This window comes from Pigmentiphaga sp. GD03639 (assembly GCF_029845405.1).
Lineage (GTDB): Bacteria > Pseudomonadota > Gammaproteobacteria > Burkholderiales > Burkholderiaceae_B > Pigmentiphaga > Pigmentiphaga daeguensis.
In genome coordinates this window covers 104,960-120,750 of record NZ_JAOCLR010000008.1, presented here as the reverse complement: position 1 = coordinate 120,750, position 15,791 = coordinate 104,960, and the positions used below count along the sequence as shown (strand labels likewise).

At 68.1% G+C, this 15,791-nt stretch carries 15 protein-coding genes; 4 read left to right on the top strand and 11 right to left on the bottom strand.

Features of this window, described 5'->3' with window-relative positions; genetic code table 11:
• The first annotated feature begins 169 nt into the window (after positions 1-169).
• Positions 170-892 carry a glutathione binding-like protein gene (locus tag N5K27_RS11210; RefSeq protein WP_087836968.1) on the top strand — a complete coding sequence of 241 codons (723 nt, stop codon included), beginning with the start codon at positions 170-172 and terminating at the stop codon, positions 890-892.
• A gap of 38 nt (positions 893-930) precedes the next feature.
• Here N5K27_RS11210 and N5K27_RS11205 read toward each other — a convergent pair whose 3' ends face one another.
• Positions 931-1,608: an LrgB family protein gene (locus tag N5K27_RS11205; protein WP_243724330.1), complete on the bottom strand. Its 678-nt coding sequence runs from the start codon at positions 1,606-1,608 to the stop codon at positions 931-933.
• On the bottom strand, positions 1,605-2,006 hold the full coding sequence (locus tag N5K27_RS11200) for a CidA/LrgA family protein (protein WP_087836966.1): 402 nt from the start codon (positions 2,004-2,006) through the stop codon (positions 1,605-1,607). The genes N5K27_RS11205 and N5K27_RS11200 overlap by 4 nt, the downstream gene beginning before the upstream one ends.
• Before the next feature lie 95 nt (positions 2,007-2,101).
• Between N5K27_RS11200 and N5K27_RS11195 the strand changes: the two genes are divergently transcribed.
• From N5K27_RS11195 to efp, 3 genes are all read left to right on the top strand, one after another.
• Complete coding sequence (locus tag N5K27_RS11195; RefSeq protein ID WP_132978772.1) at positions 2,102-3,034, top strand: LysR family transcriptional regulator; 933 nt, start codon at positions 2,102-2,104, stop codon at positions 3,032-3,034.
• Complete coding sequence (gene earP, locus N5K27_RS11190; RefSeq protein ID WP_279816435.1) at positions 3,034-4,134, top strand: elongation factor P maturation arginine rhamnosyltransferase EarP; 1,101 nt, start codon at positions 3,034-3,036, stop codon at positions 4,132-4,134. The genes N5K27_RS11195 and earP overlap by 1 nt, the downstream gene beginning before the upstream one ends.
• A 132-nt stretch (positions 4,135-4,266) precedes the next feature.
• The gene (gene efp, locus N5K27_RS11185) at positions 4,267-4,824 is read left to right on the top strand and encodes an elongation factor P (RefSeq protein ID WP_087836963.1); all 558 of its coding nucleotides are present in this window, start codon (positions 4,267-4,269) and stop codon (positions 4,822-4,824) included.
• Between the two features lie 275 nt (positions 4,825-5,099).
• Here the strand turns inward: efp and N5K27_RS11180 are convergent, their stop codons facing one another.
• From N5K27_RS11180 to N5K27_RS11140, 9 genes are all read right to left on the bottom strand, one after another.
• Positions 5,100-5,552 (bottom strand): DUF1178 family protein, encoded by a 453-nt coding sequence (locus tag N5K27_RS11180; protein WP_132978770.1) that lies wholly within the window; start codon positions 5,550-5,552, stop codon positions 5,100-5,102.
• Between the two features lie 105 nt (positions 5,553-5,657).
• Positions 5,658-7,517 carry a diguanylate cyclase gene (locus N5K27_RS11175; protein ID WP_087836961.1) on the bottom strand — a complete coding sequence of 620 codons (1,860 nt, stop codon included), beginning with the start codon at positions 7,515-7,517 and terminating at the stop codon, positions 5,658-5,660.
• A gap of 70 nt (positions 7,518-7,587) precedes the next feature.
• Positions 7,588-8,025 (bottom strand): low affinity iron permease family protein, encoded by a 438-nt coding sequence (locus N5K27_RS11170; protein WP_279816428.1) that lies wholly within the window; start codon positions 8,023-8,025, stop codon positions 7,588-7,590.
• Positions 8,026-8,483: 458 nt separating this feature from the next.
• On the bottom strand, positions 8,484-10,022 hold the full coding sequence (locus tag N5K27_RS11165; RefSeq protein ID WP_279816425.1) for a malonyl-CoA synthase: 1,539 nt from the start codon (positions 10,020-10,022) through the stop codon (positions 8,484-8,486).
• The gene (locus N5K27_RS11160) at positions 10,019-10,843 is read right to left on the bottom strand and encodes an enoyl-CoA hydratase-related protein (RefSeq protein ID WP_279816424.1); all 825 of its coding nucleotides are present in this window, start codon (positions 10,841-10,843) and stop codon (positions 10,019-10,021) included. The genes N5K27_RS11165 and N5K27_RS11160 overlap by 4 nt, the downstream gene beginning before the upstream one ends.
• A 17-nt stretch (positions 10,844-10,860) precedes the next feature.
• Entirely contained in the window at positions 10,861-11,829 is a 969-nt protein-coding gene (locus N5K27_RS11155; protein WP_279816423.1) for a tripartite tricarboxylate transporter substrate binding protein, read from the bottom strand.
• Between the two features lie 87 nt (positions 11,830-11,916).
• A complete protein-coding gene (locus N5K27_RS11150) occupies positions 11,917-13,305 on the bottom strand; it encodes a malonyl-CoA decarboxylase family protein (RefSeq protein ID WP_087836986.1) in 1,389 nt (462 codons plus the stop codon).
• A 25-nt stretch (positions 13,306-13,330) separates the two neighbouring features.
• Positions 13,331-14,014, bottom strand: a complete 684-nt coding sequence (locus tag N5K27_RS11145; protein ID WP_087836985.1) for a GntR family transcriptional regulator — start codon at positions 14,012-14,014, stop codon at positions 13,331-13,333.
• A 70-nt stretch (positions 14,015-14,084) separates the two neighbouring features.
• Positions 14,085-15,749, bottom strand: a complete 1,665-nt coding sequence (locus N5K27_RS11140) for an iron ABC transporter permease (RefSeq protein ID WP_279816421.1) — start codon at positions 15,747-15,749, stop codon at positions 14,085-14,087.
• Between the last annotated feature and the right edge of the window lie 42 nt (positions 15,750-15,791).

Sequence of the window (15,791 nt, the reverse complement as noted above, 5' to 3'; positions counted from 1 at the left end):
GATTATCTTCCTTTGTCGGCCCCCTGCCCAGCCCGCATTCGTTGTATCTGCTGTGCTCCCAGGTCAAAGATCGCCGTCCGTATCCCTGCCGCAAGGGAGGCCTATCGGCCACGAGCGATGGTCTTTGTCGCATAATCGCATCGAACTCGACCTCTTTCCGGAGTCCCGCATGACCGACAAGATCGCCAAGCCGGCCCAGCAGCCCATCCAGGTCTACTCCTGGCCGACGCCCAATGGCCACAAAGTGCACATCATGCTCGAGGAGTGCAAGCTTCCGTACGAGGTGACGGGCATCAACATCGGGGCTGGCGACCAGTTCAAGGAAGAGTTCCTGGCCATCAGCCCCAACAACAAGATTCCCGCCATCGTCGATCCCGAGGGGCCCGACGGCAAGCCGATCTCGCTGTTCGAGTCGGGCGCCATCCTGGTCTACCTGGCCGGCAAGACCGGCAAGTTCCTGGGCAAGACCGACCGCGAGCGCTACAACACGCTGCAATGGCTGATGTTCCAGATGGGCGGCGTCGGCCCGATGTTCGGCCAGGCCCACCATTTCCGCCTGTACGCGCCCGAACGCATCGAATACGCCACCAACCGCTACACCAACGAAGCCCGGCGGCTTTACGGCGTCATGGACAAGCAGTTGTCCCGCCAGGCCTTCCTGGCGGGCCGCGCCTACACCATCGCCGACATGGCCACCTGGCCCTGGACGCGCTCGCATGCCAACCAGGGCGTGGACCTGGCGGACTTCCCCAACGTCAAGCGCTGGTTCGACGAGATCCACGCGCGTCCGGCCGTGCAGCGCGGCATCCAGGTCCTGGCCGACCAGCGCAAGCCGCAGGACGCCACCGCGAAGGAAAACCTGTTCGGCGCCACCCAGTACCAGCGGCGCTGACACCCGGGCGGCGGCGCCTTGCCGGCGCGCCGCCGCCCTCAGGCCAGCCAAGCCCCCAGCACCGGCGCCAGCAGCACCATCGACAGGCCGCTGAATATCATCAGCAGGCTCGCCATCACGCCCGCCTCCTCCCCCAATTCCCGCGCCTTGGCCGTGCCCAGCGCGTGGGCCGCCGCGCCGTAGGACGCACCGCTGGCCAGCCCGGAGCGGCGCGGCATCAAGGCCAGGATCAGTTCCCCGGTCAGCATGCCGGCCAGTCCGGTGAAGACCACGAACATCGCGGCCAGGTCGGCGTTGCCGCCGAAGCGGTCGGCCGTGGCCATGGCGAATGGCGTGGACACCGAGCGCACCAGCAGGCTGCGCGCGACCTCGGGCGCCAGGTGGAAGGCCCGCGCCAGCCACCACGAGCTGGCCACCGCCGCCGTCACGCCCGCCACCGTGCCTACGGCCAGCGCCGGCCACAACTCCCGTATCAGGCGCCGGTACTGGTAGATCGGCACCGCGAACGCGACCGTGGCCGGGCCCAGGAACCACAGCAGCACGCGCGTGTCGGCCGTGTATTCGTCCAGCGAGATGCCGGTGGCCAGCAGCAGTGCCAGCAGCGCCAGCGGGGTCAGCAGGATGGGATGCGTCCACAGCCGCGGATGGCGGGCATAGAGCAGCTTGTTCAGGTAATACAGGGCGACCGTGGCCACCACGCACAGGGCGATGATCATGATGCCGCCTTCGCCGGCACGCGGGCGCGGCGTCGCCGGGCGATCCATTCCACGGTCATGGCGGTGGTCAGCATCACGCAGGCGTTGCCGAGCACGATGACGGCCGCCAGCTTCAATCCCTCGCTCCTGAGCAGGTCCTGGTAGCGCACCATCGCGACCACCGCGGGAATGAAGAACACCAGCATGTCCGCCAGCAGCCATTGCGCGCCCTGGTCAATGCGATGAAGCGGCAGGCGGCCGCTCAGCAGCAGCGCGAGCACGGCGAACAGCCCCACCACCCCGCCGGGTATGGGCAGGCCGGTCCAGCGCACGGCGGTATCGGCGGCCCACCAGACGGCGACCAGGGCCAGGACTTGCAGGATGCGGGCGGCGAAGGAAGGAACGGGACGATGCTGCATGATGGCGAACCATGGGTATACCCGTAATTCTAGGCAACTTCCATACATTTATAAAATGAATAAAATCCATATTTTGAATTCCATATTGGAATGAAATGGATTTGCGCGCCCTGCGGTACTTCGTCGAAGTCGTCCAGCGCCAGAGCTATACCGCGGCGGCGCGGGCGCTGTTCGTCACCCAGCCCACGGTCAGCAAGATGATCCGGCAGCTGGAGGACGAACTGGGCACGCCGGTGCTGCGCAAGTTCGGCCGGCGCATCGAACCGACCGACACCGGCCGCATCGTGCTGGAACGCGGCCGGCAACTGCTAGCCCTGCACGCCCAGTTGCAGGCCGAACTGTCCGACGTGCGCCAGGCCGCCCGGGGCGAGCTGGTCGTCGGCACGCCGCCGCTGGCGCACCACCTGCTGGCCCCGTTGCTCGCGCGCTTCCACCAGGACTACCCGGGTATAGAGCTGCGGCTGTTCGAGCGGGGCTCGCGCTCGGTCGAGGACGAACTGAAATCGGGCACCCTCGAGATCGGTGCCATGCTGCTGCCGACGGACGAGAACGAATACGAGACCCTGCCCATCTGCAATTTCCCGCTGCGCCTGATTGCGCCCGCCTCGTCCGGCTGGGCAGGGCGGGAACGGGTCCGGCTGGACGAGCTGGCCGCCGAATCCTTCATCTTCTACGGCGAAGGCTTCGTGCTGAACGAGGTGGTCCACGCCGCCTGCGTCCAGGCCGGCTTTACGCCGAAGATCGCCGGCCGCAGCAGCCAATGGGACTTCATGGCCTCCATGGTGGCCGCCGGCGTGGGGCTCGCCCTGCTGCCCGAGCTGTTCAGCCGCCAACTGGACCGCTCCCGGCTGGCCGTGGTCCCGCTCGACGATCCGCAACTGTGGTGGCACATGGCCTTCGCCTGGCGCCGCGGCCGCTATCTGTCGTTCGCCGCCCGCGCCTGGCTGGACCTGGCCCGGCGCACATTGCCCGGGGATGGCCGGGCCGCGGGCGATAATGGCGTCCTTTGGGAAGAGGGAAACCGCTGATGCGCGCCGACATATTCTGCCGGGTGATCGACAACTACGGCGACATCGGCGTGTGCTGGCGCCTGGCCCGCCAGTTGGCCCGGGAACACGGCTGGCGGGTGCGCCTGTGGGTGGACGACCTGTCCGTGATGACGCGCCTCGCGCCGCAGGTGGATCCCAAGGCGGCCTCGCAGCGGGCGGATGGCGTGGACATCGTCCATTGGACACGCCCGGCGGCGCCGCTGGCCCCGGGCGACGTGGTCATCGAAGCATTCGCGTGCGATCCTCCCGTCGAATTCGTCCAGCGCATGCGGGACCAGGTCCGCCCGCCCGTCTGGGTCAACCTGGAATACCTGAGCGCCGAGCCCTGGGTCGAGACCTGCCATGCCCTGCCCTCGCCCCAGCCTGGCGGCCTGCGCAAGTACTTCTTCTTTCCCGGGTTCACGGCCGCGACGGGCGGGCTGCTGCGCGAGCGCGGCCTGCTGGCCGAACGCGATGCCCTGCAGGGCGACCCCGCTGCCCGGGCCGCCTTCCTGCGCGGCGCCGGCCTGCCCGAGCCGCTGGCCGGCGAACGCCTCGTCACCCTGTTCTGCTATCCCGACGCCCCCGCGTCCGCGCTGGCCGACGTGCTGGCGGGCGGCGACACGCCCACGCTGCTGGCCATCCCGCCCGGCGTCGCGCCCTACCTGGCCGCCGGTACGCGGGGCCGCCTGCGCATCGCCCGGGCGCCCTTCCTGCCCCAGGCCGACTACGACCGCCTGCTGTGGAGCGCCGACCTGAATTTCGTCCGGGGCGAGGACTCCTTCGTCCGCGCCCAGTGGGCCGCCCGCCCCATGGTCTGGCACATCTACCCCCAGGCCGAGGCCGCCCATGTCGACAAGCTGGAGGCCTGGCTGCGGCGCTATCCCGCCCCCGCGCCCGCTTCCGCGCTGCAGACCGCCTGGAACGGCGACGCCGGCGCCGCCCGTTTTCCGGGGCTGCTGGCCGAGGCCTTGTCGCCAGCGGTATTCGGACCTTGGCGGGAAGCCGCCCGCGCCTGGAGCGGCAGCCTGGCCGCACAGCCCGACCTGGCCACCCAATTGACCGGTTTCTGCCAGGCACGACAGGAAAACCACGCCTGATGCCGGCACTAGCCGGAGTGCCCCGTCCCAGGCTATACTGATTGGCTGCACAGGCCGTATGGCCGTCTTTTGGGCATCGCGGTTGCTTACGCGCCGGCTGTCCAGCGTTCCCTCCCCTAAGGTTGCTCCAGCATGAAAATCGCTCAGGAACTGCGCGTCGGCAACGTCGTCATGGTCGGCAAGGATCCCCTGGTCGTCCAGAAGGCCGAATACAACAAGTCCGGCCGCAACGCCGCCGTCGTCAAGATGAAGTTCAAGAACCTGCTGACCGGTTCGGGCACGGAATCCGTCTACAAGGCCGACGAGAAGTTCGAAGTCCTGGTGCTCGAGCGCCGCGAGTGCACCTACTCGTACTTCGCCGATCCCATGTACGTCTTCATGGACGCCGAGTACAACCAGTACGAAGTCGAAGCCGAGAGCATGGGCGACGCCCTGCACTACCTCGAAGAAGGCATGCCCGTCGAGGTGGTCTTCTACGAAGGCCGCGCGATCTCGGTGGAAATGCCCACCATCGTCGTGCGCGAGATCATCTACACCGAACCCGCCGTGCGTGGCGACACCTCGGGCAAGGTCATGAAGCCCGCCAAGATCAACACCGGCTACGAACTGCCGGTGCCGCTGTTCTGCGAAATCGGCGACAAGATCGAAATCGACACCCGCACGGGCGAATACCGTAGCAGGGTGAAATAACCCCCCCTACGCGCTTACGCGCGCCCAGCATGGTGTGAGCCCCCAGCCGCTACGCGGCAAGCCCCCCCGAGGGGGCCGGGGCCCGCCTTGGGGCGGCCCGGCGCCGGGCCCCGTAGGGCGTCGAAGTGGACCGGCGAAGCCGATCCACTTCGACTCGTCTTTCTTGGGGGCCTTTGGCCCCCTTTCCCCCATAGTTTCGTCTATTGGTTGGCTTGCGCTTTTTTGACGCAGGGCAGGCGCAGGTTCGCCCCGGTTTGCGGGACGAACAAACGTCCTTATTGCAGGCGGTCGTCGTCCAGCAGGGCGGGGATGGGGGCTACGGCTATGCCTTCTTCGGCCAGGGATTGACGTTCTTCCTGGGTGGCCACGCCGCGGATGGGACGCTCGGGGGCGTCGCCGTGGTGGATGCGGCGGGCTTCGGTGGCGAAGCGTTCACCGACGTTTTCGGTCCTGCGCAGGAGTTCGCGCAGTTGCTGCAGCATGGCGGCCTGCATGTCGGGAGACATGGGCGCGCTGCCGGACTCGCGGGCAGTGGGAACGGCGGGCGCCTTGCTGCCGGATACGTTCAACATGGGCGCCGACAATTTCTTGTCGATGGATTTGCTGTCGCACAGCGGGCAGCTGATCAGGCCGCTTGCGCGTTGCGTGTCGAAATCGGAGTGCGAGCTGAACCAGCCTTCGAATACGTGGCCGTGCTCGCATTGCAGATCGAAAACCTTGAATGCCATGGATGATGCGCCTGTCGCCCCGTGGGACGCCTGGCGCGGTCTGTACCTGTAGATAACCCTATCGTACCCCAAGCCAGGGGCTTGCAGCCGCCCGGGTGTCGGCGTTCATACCGAACGCGACATCGACCCCTGCTGCGGCTCGTACACGCAAGTGCGGTTGCGCCCCTGCCGCTTGGCGGCGTAGAGCGCGGCGTCGGCCTGGCGCACCAGCAGCGCCGCCGTCGTGCCGTGGCCCGGCACCATGGCATCGACGCCTATGCTGACCGTCATCACGCCCTGCTCGCTCTTCAGGTGGGGAATCCGCGCGTCCAGCGTGGCCTTGCGGATGTTCTCGGCGATCAGGTAGGCGCCGTCGATGTCCGTCTTGGGCAGCAGCACCGCGAATTCCTCGCCGCCGTAGCGCGCCGCCATGTCGGCCGGACGCCGGATGTTGGCCTGGATCACCTGGGCGATGGTGCGCAGATACTGGTCGCCATGCTGGTGGCCGTAATGGTCGTTCAGGGCCTTGAAATGGTCGGCGTCGATCAGCAATAGCGCCAGCGAGCTTTCCTCGCGCGCGGCCCGCCGCCATTCGCGCTCCAACGCCTCGTCGAAGCGACGGCGATTCGACAGGTTGGTCAGGCCGTCGGTGGCCGCCATGGCCAGCAGTTGGGCGTTCTCGGCCTCCAGCGCCTCTTCCGCCTTCTTGCGGCGCGACACGTCGCGGATGTTCAGGATGCAGCGTTCGTCGCCCATCTCGGGCGGCAGCCGCTTGACGCTGGCCTCCAGCCAGCTCCACGAGGAATCCCGATGCCGCGCCGGGAAGGTCAGCATGCGCGGCCAGGATTGCTCGTCGCCGGAAAAGAGCGGCACATAGTCCGACCGCACGAAATCGTCGATGTTGCGCCCCTCAATGTCTCCCGGCACCCACCCCAGCACGTCCTTTATCGCCGGCGAGATATAGGTGACGGTGCCGTCGGCCCGGCACAGCGCGATGATGTCGGCGGAGTTCTCGGCCAGCACCCGGTAGCGCGCCTCGCTGCGCAGCGCGCTGCGCTCGGCCGCCAGGCGCAGCGCGAATTCCCGGCGCAGCATCCAGACCAGCACCATGGTGCCCATGCACAGCAGCAGCGTAAGGATGGCGATGATCCCGGCCTTGTTGCGCCAGGCCGCGTAGATGTCGCTGTCGGCCATGCCCACGAGCACGATCAGCGGCAGCGGAGGCTCGACCGCCGTGAAGGAATAAAGCCGGGTCACTCCGTCCGTGGCCGACACGGCCTCGTACGAGCCGCTATCGGACGCCGGGTAGCGCTTGAACAGTTCGAGGTCGGTCAATTGCTTGCCCAGCAGGCCCTGCACCGCCGGAAAACGCGCCATGACCGAACCGTCGGCGCGCAGCAGCATGATGGAACCGTTCTGGCGCAGGTCCAGCTGGCGGAACTGGTTTTCCAGGTGGGAGATGCGCAGCGTGCTGACCACCACGCCGCCGAAGCTGCCGTCGGACCGGGTGACCCGGCGGCTGATGGCGATGGACCACATATTGGTCAGCCGGGAGAAGAAAGGCCGGCTCACGAAAAGGCCGACGTCGGAAGCCTCCTTGTGCACGCGGAAATAGTCGCGCTGCGAAAACTCGACCCCGCGCGGCTGCACCGACTTGGAGTCGGTCAGCATCCGGCCCTCGGTATCCAGCACCACCATGGTTCCCACCCCGCGCATCTGCGGCAGGCTGCCGAACAACAGTTGGTGGCGGCGATAGGGGTCCAGGCCCTCGGCTTCGGCAAGCCGCAGGCCATTCAGCATGGATTGCAGAGAAAGGTCGACCAGCTCGATGTCGCGGCCGATGCCGTCGGCGACCACCCGGCCCAGGTTCACCGTGGCTTCCCTGGCCGCTCGCTTGGCATCCTGGCGGGTGTCGTATAGCGCGGCCGCGCATACCAGGCCGAAACACGCGACCACCAAGGTGGCCCATAACGTTAGCCAGCGCATGGACCGAACGATATAGGTTACAAAAATTAACCGGGACTATACATCCATTGGGTGGCCGGCGGTACGCGTCTTAACGGTGATTTGCATTCTCCGGGCCGGAAGCGGGCCCCGCCCGGCCGCGCGCCGCCCTCTCCGCCATCGCGTGGTAGCGTTCGCTCAGCCGGCGCAGATGCTCTTCATCCATGGTCTCGATGGCGACCAGCTTGCTGTTGGCGCCTTCCAGCGCCCCGAGCAACTCGTCCAGCTTCAGGTGCAGCGCCTCGCTGTCCTTGTTCTGGCTGCGCTGGATCACGAACACCATCAGGAAGGTCACGATGGTGGTCCCGGTATTGACCACCAGTTGCCAGGTTTCGGAAAAATGGAATATCGGCCCGAGCACGGCCCAGAGCAGGATGGCCGCGCATGCCACGCTGAACGCCGGCGGCGATCCCGTGCTGCGGGTGACCGCCGTCGCGAAGCGGTCGAACAGTCGCCCCCGGCCGTTTCTCCGCGTGCTGGCTTGGTTCATCGTCGTCTCCCGTGGATGAGGACGACATGGCCCAGCAAGCGGCGTACCCGCGATTCGGAGGAAGGAGAAATGGTGCGCCCGGCCGGAATCGAACCGGCACGCCTTGCGGCGGCGGATTTTCTTACCCGCTACTGCTCGCGCAGCCGGATTGCACGGGGCAACGCCGTTTGGGGTCTGGACTCTGCCTTGACCATCGCGTCGCGCGGCGGAATCGCCGCGCCCAGCCTTAGGTCCCCGCCGTCGAGTCTCTACACACGCCCGGCGGCCTGCATCGGCCGCCTGCTTGGCTCGGCGTTCCCGTGCCAGGGGTTCGCCGAATTTGACGGGTTCTACTCCCGGACTTTCGTCCAGGGCACTCCACTCTTACGGAAGTCCGCTACGTCTACCAGTTTCGTCACGGGCGCACGGGCGGTATTGTAGCCGATGCGCCCCGCCCTCCTGCCCCGCCGCCCGCCGAATCAGGAATAAGCCTGGCGCAGCACGTTCTTCTGGACCTTGCCCATGGTGTTGCGGGGCAGCTCGGGCACCACGTGGACGCGCTTGGGCACCTTGAAGTTGGCGATCCTGGCCTTGAGCTCGGCGATCATGGCCGCCTCGTCCAGGCTGGCGCCCGGCTTGGGCACGACCACGGCCACCACGGCCTCGCCGAAATCGGGGTGCGGCACGCCGATGACGGCGCTTTCCTCCACCCCCGGCATGTCGTCCAGGAAGCTCTCGATTTCCTTGGGGTAGACGTTGAATCCGCCCGAGATGATGAGGTCCTTGCTGCGTCCGACGATGGACAGATAGTCGTCCGGCACCCTGGCGCCGCCCGATTCGCCGCCCCAGCGCCCGACGTCGCCGGTCTTGAACCAGCCGTCCTGGGTGAATTCCTCCCTGGTCTTCTCGGGCATGCGCCAATAGCCCTTGAACACGTTGGGTCCCTTGACCTGGATGTTGCCGATCTCGCCCGGGGGGCACGGAACGCCGGCATCGTCCACCACCCGCGCCGATACGCCCGGCAGCGGCTTGCCGACGGTACCGCCCAGGCGCTCGCCCTGGGCCGGGTCGTAGGGATTGGAAACCAGCATGACGGTCTCGCTCATGCCATAGCGCTCGAGAATGGTGTGGCCCGTGCGTTCGCGGAAGGCGTTGAAGGTTTCCATCAGCAGCGGCGCCGATCCCGACACGAAGAGCCGCATGTTGCGGCAGGTGTCGCGCCCGAACGCCGGTTCGGCCAGCAGCCGCACATAATAGGTCGGCACGCCCATCATGACGGTGCAGCGCGGCAGCAGGCGCAGCGCGGCGGGCACGTCCAGCTTGGGCAGCCAGATCATCTTCGCGCCGGCCAGCAGCGCGCCGTGCGCGGCCACGAACAGCCCGTGCACGTGGAAGATGGGCAGCATGTGGAGCAGCACGTCGTCGGCGCGCCAGCCCCAGTATTCATGCAGCACGCGGGCATTCGAGGCCAGGTTGCCGTGGGTCAGCATGGCCCCCTTGCTGCGCCCCGTCGTGCCCGAGGTGTACAGGATGGCCGCCAGGTCGTCGGCGGCGCGCACGGCCACCGCATGCTCGGGCGAAACCTGCGCAGCGGCGTCCAGCAGCGTGCCGGTACGATCGTCGTCCAGCGTGTACACGTGGCGCGTCCCGGCACGCTGCGCGCAGCGGTCCACCCATTCCCGGTTCTTGCTGGCGCAGACGACGACCGACGGCTCGGCATCGCCCAGGAAATAGTCGATCTCGGCTTCCTGGTAGGCGGTGTTCAGCGGCAGGTAGACATAGCCCGCGCGCAGGGTGGCCAGGTACAGCAGCAAGGCCTCCGGCGACTTCTCGACATGGACGGCCACGCGGGCGCCTTCGGGCAGGTCCAGCGAACGCAGCAGATTCGCCATGCGCGCCGTCTGCGTCTCGACCTCACGCCAGGTGTAGTCGCCGACGCCGGGCGCCTCGATGCACACCGTGTCGCGATCGGCGGGGAAGCCCGAGGCCAGCAGGGAATAGAGATTCTCGTCTTTCATCTATCTTCTTCGGTCTGGAAAGGTGAAGCGTCGCCGCCGAACACCGGGGGGCGTCCTTCTAGGAACGCCGCCACGCCTTCGCGGTGATCGCGGGTATCGCTATAGGAAAAGAATGCCGCCAGTTCGGCCTCGTCCAGCGGCTCGGGCCGCTGCAGTCGCCGTACCATGCGCTTGTTCAGGGTGGCCGCCAGCGGCGCGCCGGCGGCCAGGCGGGACAGGGTGCGCGCCAGCTCGGCCTCGAGTTCGGCATCCTCGACCACACGGGTCAGGAGGCCCTTGGCATGGGCCTCGGCGGCATCCAGGATGCGGCCTTCCAGCAGCAGCTCCAGTGCCACCGCGCGGCCGGCCACGGCCAGCAGCCCGGCCAGCTCGGCCGGCGCCATGGGAAACCCCAGCCGCGCGATGGGCGCGCCCACGCGGGTGCTGCGACCGGCGATGCGCAGGTCGCAGCAGCAGGCGATCTCCAGGCCGCCCCCCACGCAGGCACCCTGCACCAGCGCCACCGTGGGCCAAGGACAGTCGTCGATCGCGTGCAGCGCCGGCGCGATGACCTGCTCGTGATAGCGGCGCACCGCCGCGAGACCGCCCCGCTCCACCGGAAACTCGCCGATGTCGGCGCCGGCCGCGAAATGCCCGCCCGCGCCCCGGATGACGACGGCACGCAGATCCGGCCGGCCGGCCGCTTCGCGCATGGCCGTGGCCAGCGCGCGCCACATCGCGGCGGTCAGCGCATTGAGCTTGCCCGCGTGCGAGAGAGTCAGCGTCAGCACGCCGCCCTCGGTCGACGCTTCGATCCGGCCCGGCGCGGACGCCGGCTCCATGGCTGGGTCCCCGTCCATCAGTCGGCCTTGATGCCCGCGTCCTTGGCGACCTTGGCCCAGCGCTGCACTTCATCATGCAGGTATTTGCCGAACTCGGCGCTGGTATAGCGCGGGACCTCGGAACCGTTGCTCAGCCACACCTTCCTGATCTCGGGCGTGCCCAGCGCCTTCTGGACCTCGGCGTACATGCGCTCGACGATGGGCTGGGGCGTGCCCTTGGGCGCCCACATGGCATACCAGGTCGACACCTCGTAGCCCGGCAGGCCGGCCTCGGCCGCGGTGGGCACGTCCGGGAAGGCGGACGAGCGCTGCGCCGCCGCCACGGCCAGCGGCTTGATCTTGCCGGCGCGGATGTGCTGGGCCGACGACCCCAGTCCGTCGAAGGCCAGGTCCACCTGGCTGCCCATCAGCGCGAGCAGCATGGGGCCCGCACCGGTGTACGGGACGTGCGCGATATCCACGCCGGCCTGGAGCTTGAACAGCTCCCCGGCCAGGTGGTGGGACGTGCCGTTGCCCGCCGAGCCGAAGTTGAGCTTGCCTGGCTGGCGGCGGGCGTGGTCGATCAGCCCCTTCAAGTCGCTGAACGGTTCGGTGGGCGCCGCGACGACGATCTGCGGCGGCTGCGCGATGAGCGTGACGGGAACGAAATCCTTCTCGATGTCATAGGTCAGGCCCTTGTAGAACGACGGCGCGATGGCGTGGTGCGCCCCGCCCACGAAGAAGGTGTAGCCGTCCGGCTGCGCGCGCGCCGCGATGGCCGCTCCCACCGTGCCGCCCGCTCCCCCGCGGTTGTCCACCACGACGCTGTGTCCAAGCTGGGCGCCCAGTTGCTGCGCCAGCGGCCGGACGAAGGCGTCGGTGCCGCCCCCCGCCGGGAACGGCACGATGATGGTGACGGCCTTGGACGGCCAGGCGTCGGCTCCCACCGCATGGCCACCCGCGGCCGCGCCCACGATGCAGGCGATCAAGGCAATGCTGCGTTTCATCTCCCGTCTCCTTTCTTTTGGTATGAAGGTACTACACGCTGGCTCTTGCCAGTTCTGATGGATTCCTTCGGAGCGCGCGTACGCGGATCAAAGCAGCCGGGCCACTCCCCTGCTGGTCTCGGGCTTCCCCTCGCCCAGCCGGGCCAGGTTGTCGTCCAGCGCATCCAGTTCGTACACGTAGTTGACCATCATGCCGCACGACTGGGCGCGGCCCTTGCGCGACGTGTCCGCCTTCCAGTTCAGCCGTTCGATGCGCGCGCCATTGCCCAGGTGGAACCGCGCCACCGAATCGAGCGGCAGCGAGCCCTTGCGTTCGACCAGGTAGCGGGCCGCCAGCCTCATGGCCACGGCCTGCACGGCCGGCGGCGCGGCCTCGTCGTCCACCGCCTGCTGGATGGCGGCCAGCACCTGCGCGCCGGTAGCGCCTTCCAGGCCGGCCTTCTCCTTGCGGACGACGGCGGCGAGATCCTCGGCGCCGCGCTTCCTGACCCAGTCGCAAAAACCCGGTATGGGCGAGAGCGTGGCGAAACGCTTGATCTTGGGCAGTTCGCCGTTCAATTCCTCGATCACGCGCTTGAGCAGGAAGTTGCCGAAGCTGACGCCGCGCAAGCCCTGTTGCGTGTTGGAGATCGAATAGAAGATGGCCCAGCGCGCCTTGTCCAGGTTCTCCATGGGCGCGCCTTCGTCCAGCAGGCTCTGCACGTTGCCGGCCATGTCGGCGCAAAACGCGACCTCGACGAAGATCAGCGGCTCGTTCGGCATGCGCGGATGGAAGAACGCGTAGCAGCGGCGATCGGAATCCAGACGGTTGCGCAGGTCGGTCCACGAGGCGATCTCGTGCACCGCCTCGTAGATGATGAGCTTCTCGAGCAGCGAAGCCGGCGAATCCCAGGTGATGCGCCGCATCTCCAGCAGGCCCACGTCGAACCAGTTCGACAGCAGGCCCTCCAGATCCGCGTCCAGCCCCTGCAAGGCCGGGATCTTCGAGCGCCAGGCCAGCATGTCGGTGCGCAGTTCCAGCAGGAAAGGCAGGCCGTCGGGCAAGGCGTTCAGGCGCTTGAAGAAGCGGACGCGGGCATGCGAGAGCGCGCGCGACAAGTCCGAAGGCGTCTCCTTGCCTCCCGCCTCGGACGGCCCCGCCGCCGACGCCCCCACCTCGCCCAGCAGCCCCAGCATGGCGCCGCGGCGTTGGGCGTCGGCGGCGCGATAGGTCTCCTGCCAGGCCGACGCGGCGCGATTGGCCGCGACATCGGTCAGGCGCGCCTGGAAGCACGGCAGCAGCATCGCCCGCTGGCGATTGGCCTCGCGCGTGGACAGGGCGACGCCGTCGGCCTCGCGGCCCGGCTCGGCAACGGCCTGGGGCCGTCCTCCCAGCCATTTGCTCCAGCGGGCCAGCAGCGACTGGGTCGGCTGCGGATCGGGGGCCGGCGCGGCGGGCCGCGCATCGGCGGCATCGTGACGATCGCTGTTCAACATGTCGTTCATGTCCCTTCTGAAAGACTCAACCGGATTGCCTGGACAGCGAGGCCATCAGGTCGGCGAAACGCTGCCCCTGCACCACCACGTGGTCGCGCGCGCGCTCGGCGGCCAGGCCGGCATCGCCGGCCAGCAGGGCCTCGACGATGCCCTCGTGCTCGTCGTAGGACGTGGCGATGCGGTCGCGCACGCGCAATTGCAGCCTGCGATACGGCCCCAGCCGGCGATGCAGCTTGATGGCTTCCTCGTTCAGGAAGCCGTTGCAGCCCAGGCCGTAGATGGTGCGATGGAAAATCTCGTTCAGGTAGTAGTAGGCATTGGCGTCGCCGGCATCGCGCGAGGCCTGGCAGGCCCGGTGGGCCTCGAGCAGGCGGCGGTGGTCATCGGCCGTCATGCGCCGCGCGGCCAACCGCGCGCACATGGCCTCGATCTCGCCCATCACGTCGAACATCTCGATCAGGCGCTGGGGCCCGATCTGCGCCACCAGTGCGCCCTTGCGCGGCCGCATTTCCACCAGGCCGGCGGAAGCCAGCTGGATCAGGGCCTCGCGTATGGGCGTGCGCGAAACGCCGAAGCGGTTGGCCAGCACGGTCTCGTCCAGCGGATCGCCCGGCGACAGTTCGCCGACGGCGATCAGCTCTTCGATGGTCTCGCGCAGCGTCTCGGAGCGCTTCTTCTCGTTGCCGGGAGATGGGGGGCGGGATGACATGGCGCCATCTTGCCCCATCCCGTCCTTGTATACAAGAGATTTTTATAAATACACAGGAATGGGGGTCTGCTTACACACTACGCGCCTGCCGCCGCTCCAGCCACAGGGTGGCCAGCAGCATCACCGTCGTGGTCAAAGCCACCGTGACCAGGCTCATCGCCATGCCTTGCCCCACCGAACCCTGCTCGAACTGCCTCCAGATGAACAGCGATACCGTCTGCACCCCCGTGGGCGCGAGCAGCAGCGAGGCCACCAGCTCGCGCGAGGCCACCGCGAACACCAGCAGCATGGCGGCGGCCAGGCTGGGCGCCAGCAGCGGCAGCAGGATGCGCGCCAGCGCCGTGACCGTACCGGCGCCATGCACCCGGGCCGCGGCCTCCAGGTTGTCGCCGATCTGCATGAGCGCGGCGTGGGAATAGCGCACCGGATAAGGCAGCAGCAGGCAGCAATAGGCCAGCAGCAGGATGCCCCAGGTGTTGTAGGCCGTAGCGGGCCAGAAGGCCTGGTTCCAGGCCAGGATCAGGCCTACCCCGACCACCACGCCCGGCATGGTATTGGGCAGCACGGCCAGGGCGTCGAGCACCGCGCGGCCGCGCGTGCGGGTCTTGACCACGCAGTAGGCCACCAGCACGCCCGTCAGTCCGGTCACGATGGCCGCGCCGGCGCCCAGCATGAGGCTCGTCGCCAGCGCGCCCGAGGCTTCGCTGCCGCCCGCGGCGATGGCCTGGAAATGCGTCAGCGACAGGTTGCCGACGGCCAGGCCGCCCGACAGCGTGCGGCTGAATGCCGTCGCGGCGATGGCGAACAACGGCGCGAAGGTGGCCACCGCCACGATCACGGCGAACAGCGCGGCGGCGGGCCAGCGCCAGGCTCCCAACGGCAGGTTCTCGCCCCGCGCGGGCTTGCCCGTGGTGGTCTCGTATCCCCTGCCCGTCAACATCCGCCGCTGCCAGACGAAGGCCAGCATGGCCAGCGCCACCAGGATCAGCGACAGCACCGAGGCGCCGGGCAGGTCGATCGGCCATTCGGAAAACCGCCGTTCGATGCCCGTCACCAGCACGAAGAAGCCGGCGTTGGCCGCCAGCGCCGCCGGCGTGCCGTACTCCTCGATCGCCATCGCGAACACCAGCAGCAGGCTCGCGGCGATGCCCGGCAGGGCCAGCGGCAGCGTGATGCGCCAGAAGCAGCGCCAGGCCCCCGCGCCGCACACCCGCCCCACCAGCGCCAGACGGGAACCCGACGCGGCCATGGTGCGGGACACGGCGAAATAGACCACCGGCACCACGTTCAACGTCATCACGAACACCACGCCGCCGAACGAGAACAGCGCCGGCCCGGCATGGACGCCCAGCAGCTGCTGCAGGTATCCGCGCGGCTGCAGCAGCATGATCCAGCCCAGCGCGCTGATGTAGGGCGGGATCATGAAGGGCACCAGCATCAGGACGTCCCAGAGCCTGGCGCCGGGCAGGTCGAACAGGCCGCGCAGCGTGCCCAGCGGAATCCCGATAGCCGCCGCGGCCAGCACCACGCAGGCGCCCAGCTTCAGCGTGTTGATCGTCAGCTCGACCAGCTTGGGATCGGCCAGGACACCCGCCAGGTGGGCCAGCGGCCGCGCCAGCGAGCCCTGGGCCAGTTCGGGGAAGATGGCCTGCAGCAGGACGAAACCCAGCGGCATGGCCACCAGGATGCCCAGGGCGGACACCGCGGCACCCACCAACAACGTGTTCGCGCGCATGGAGCCCGCCTCTTGCTAGATATGTGAAGTCATGCATGGCCG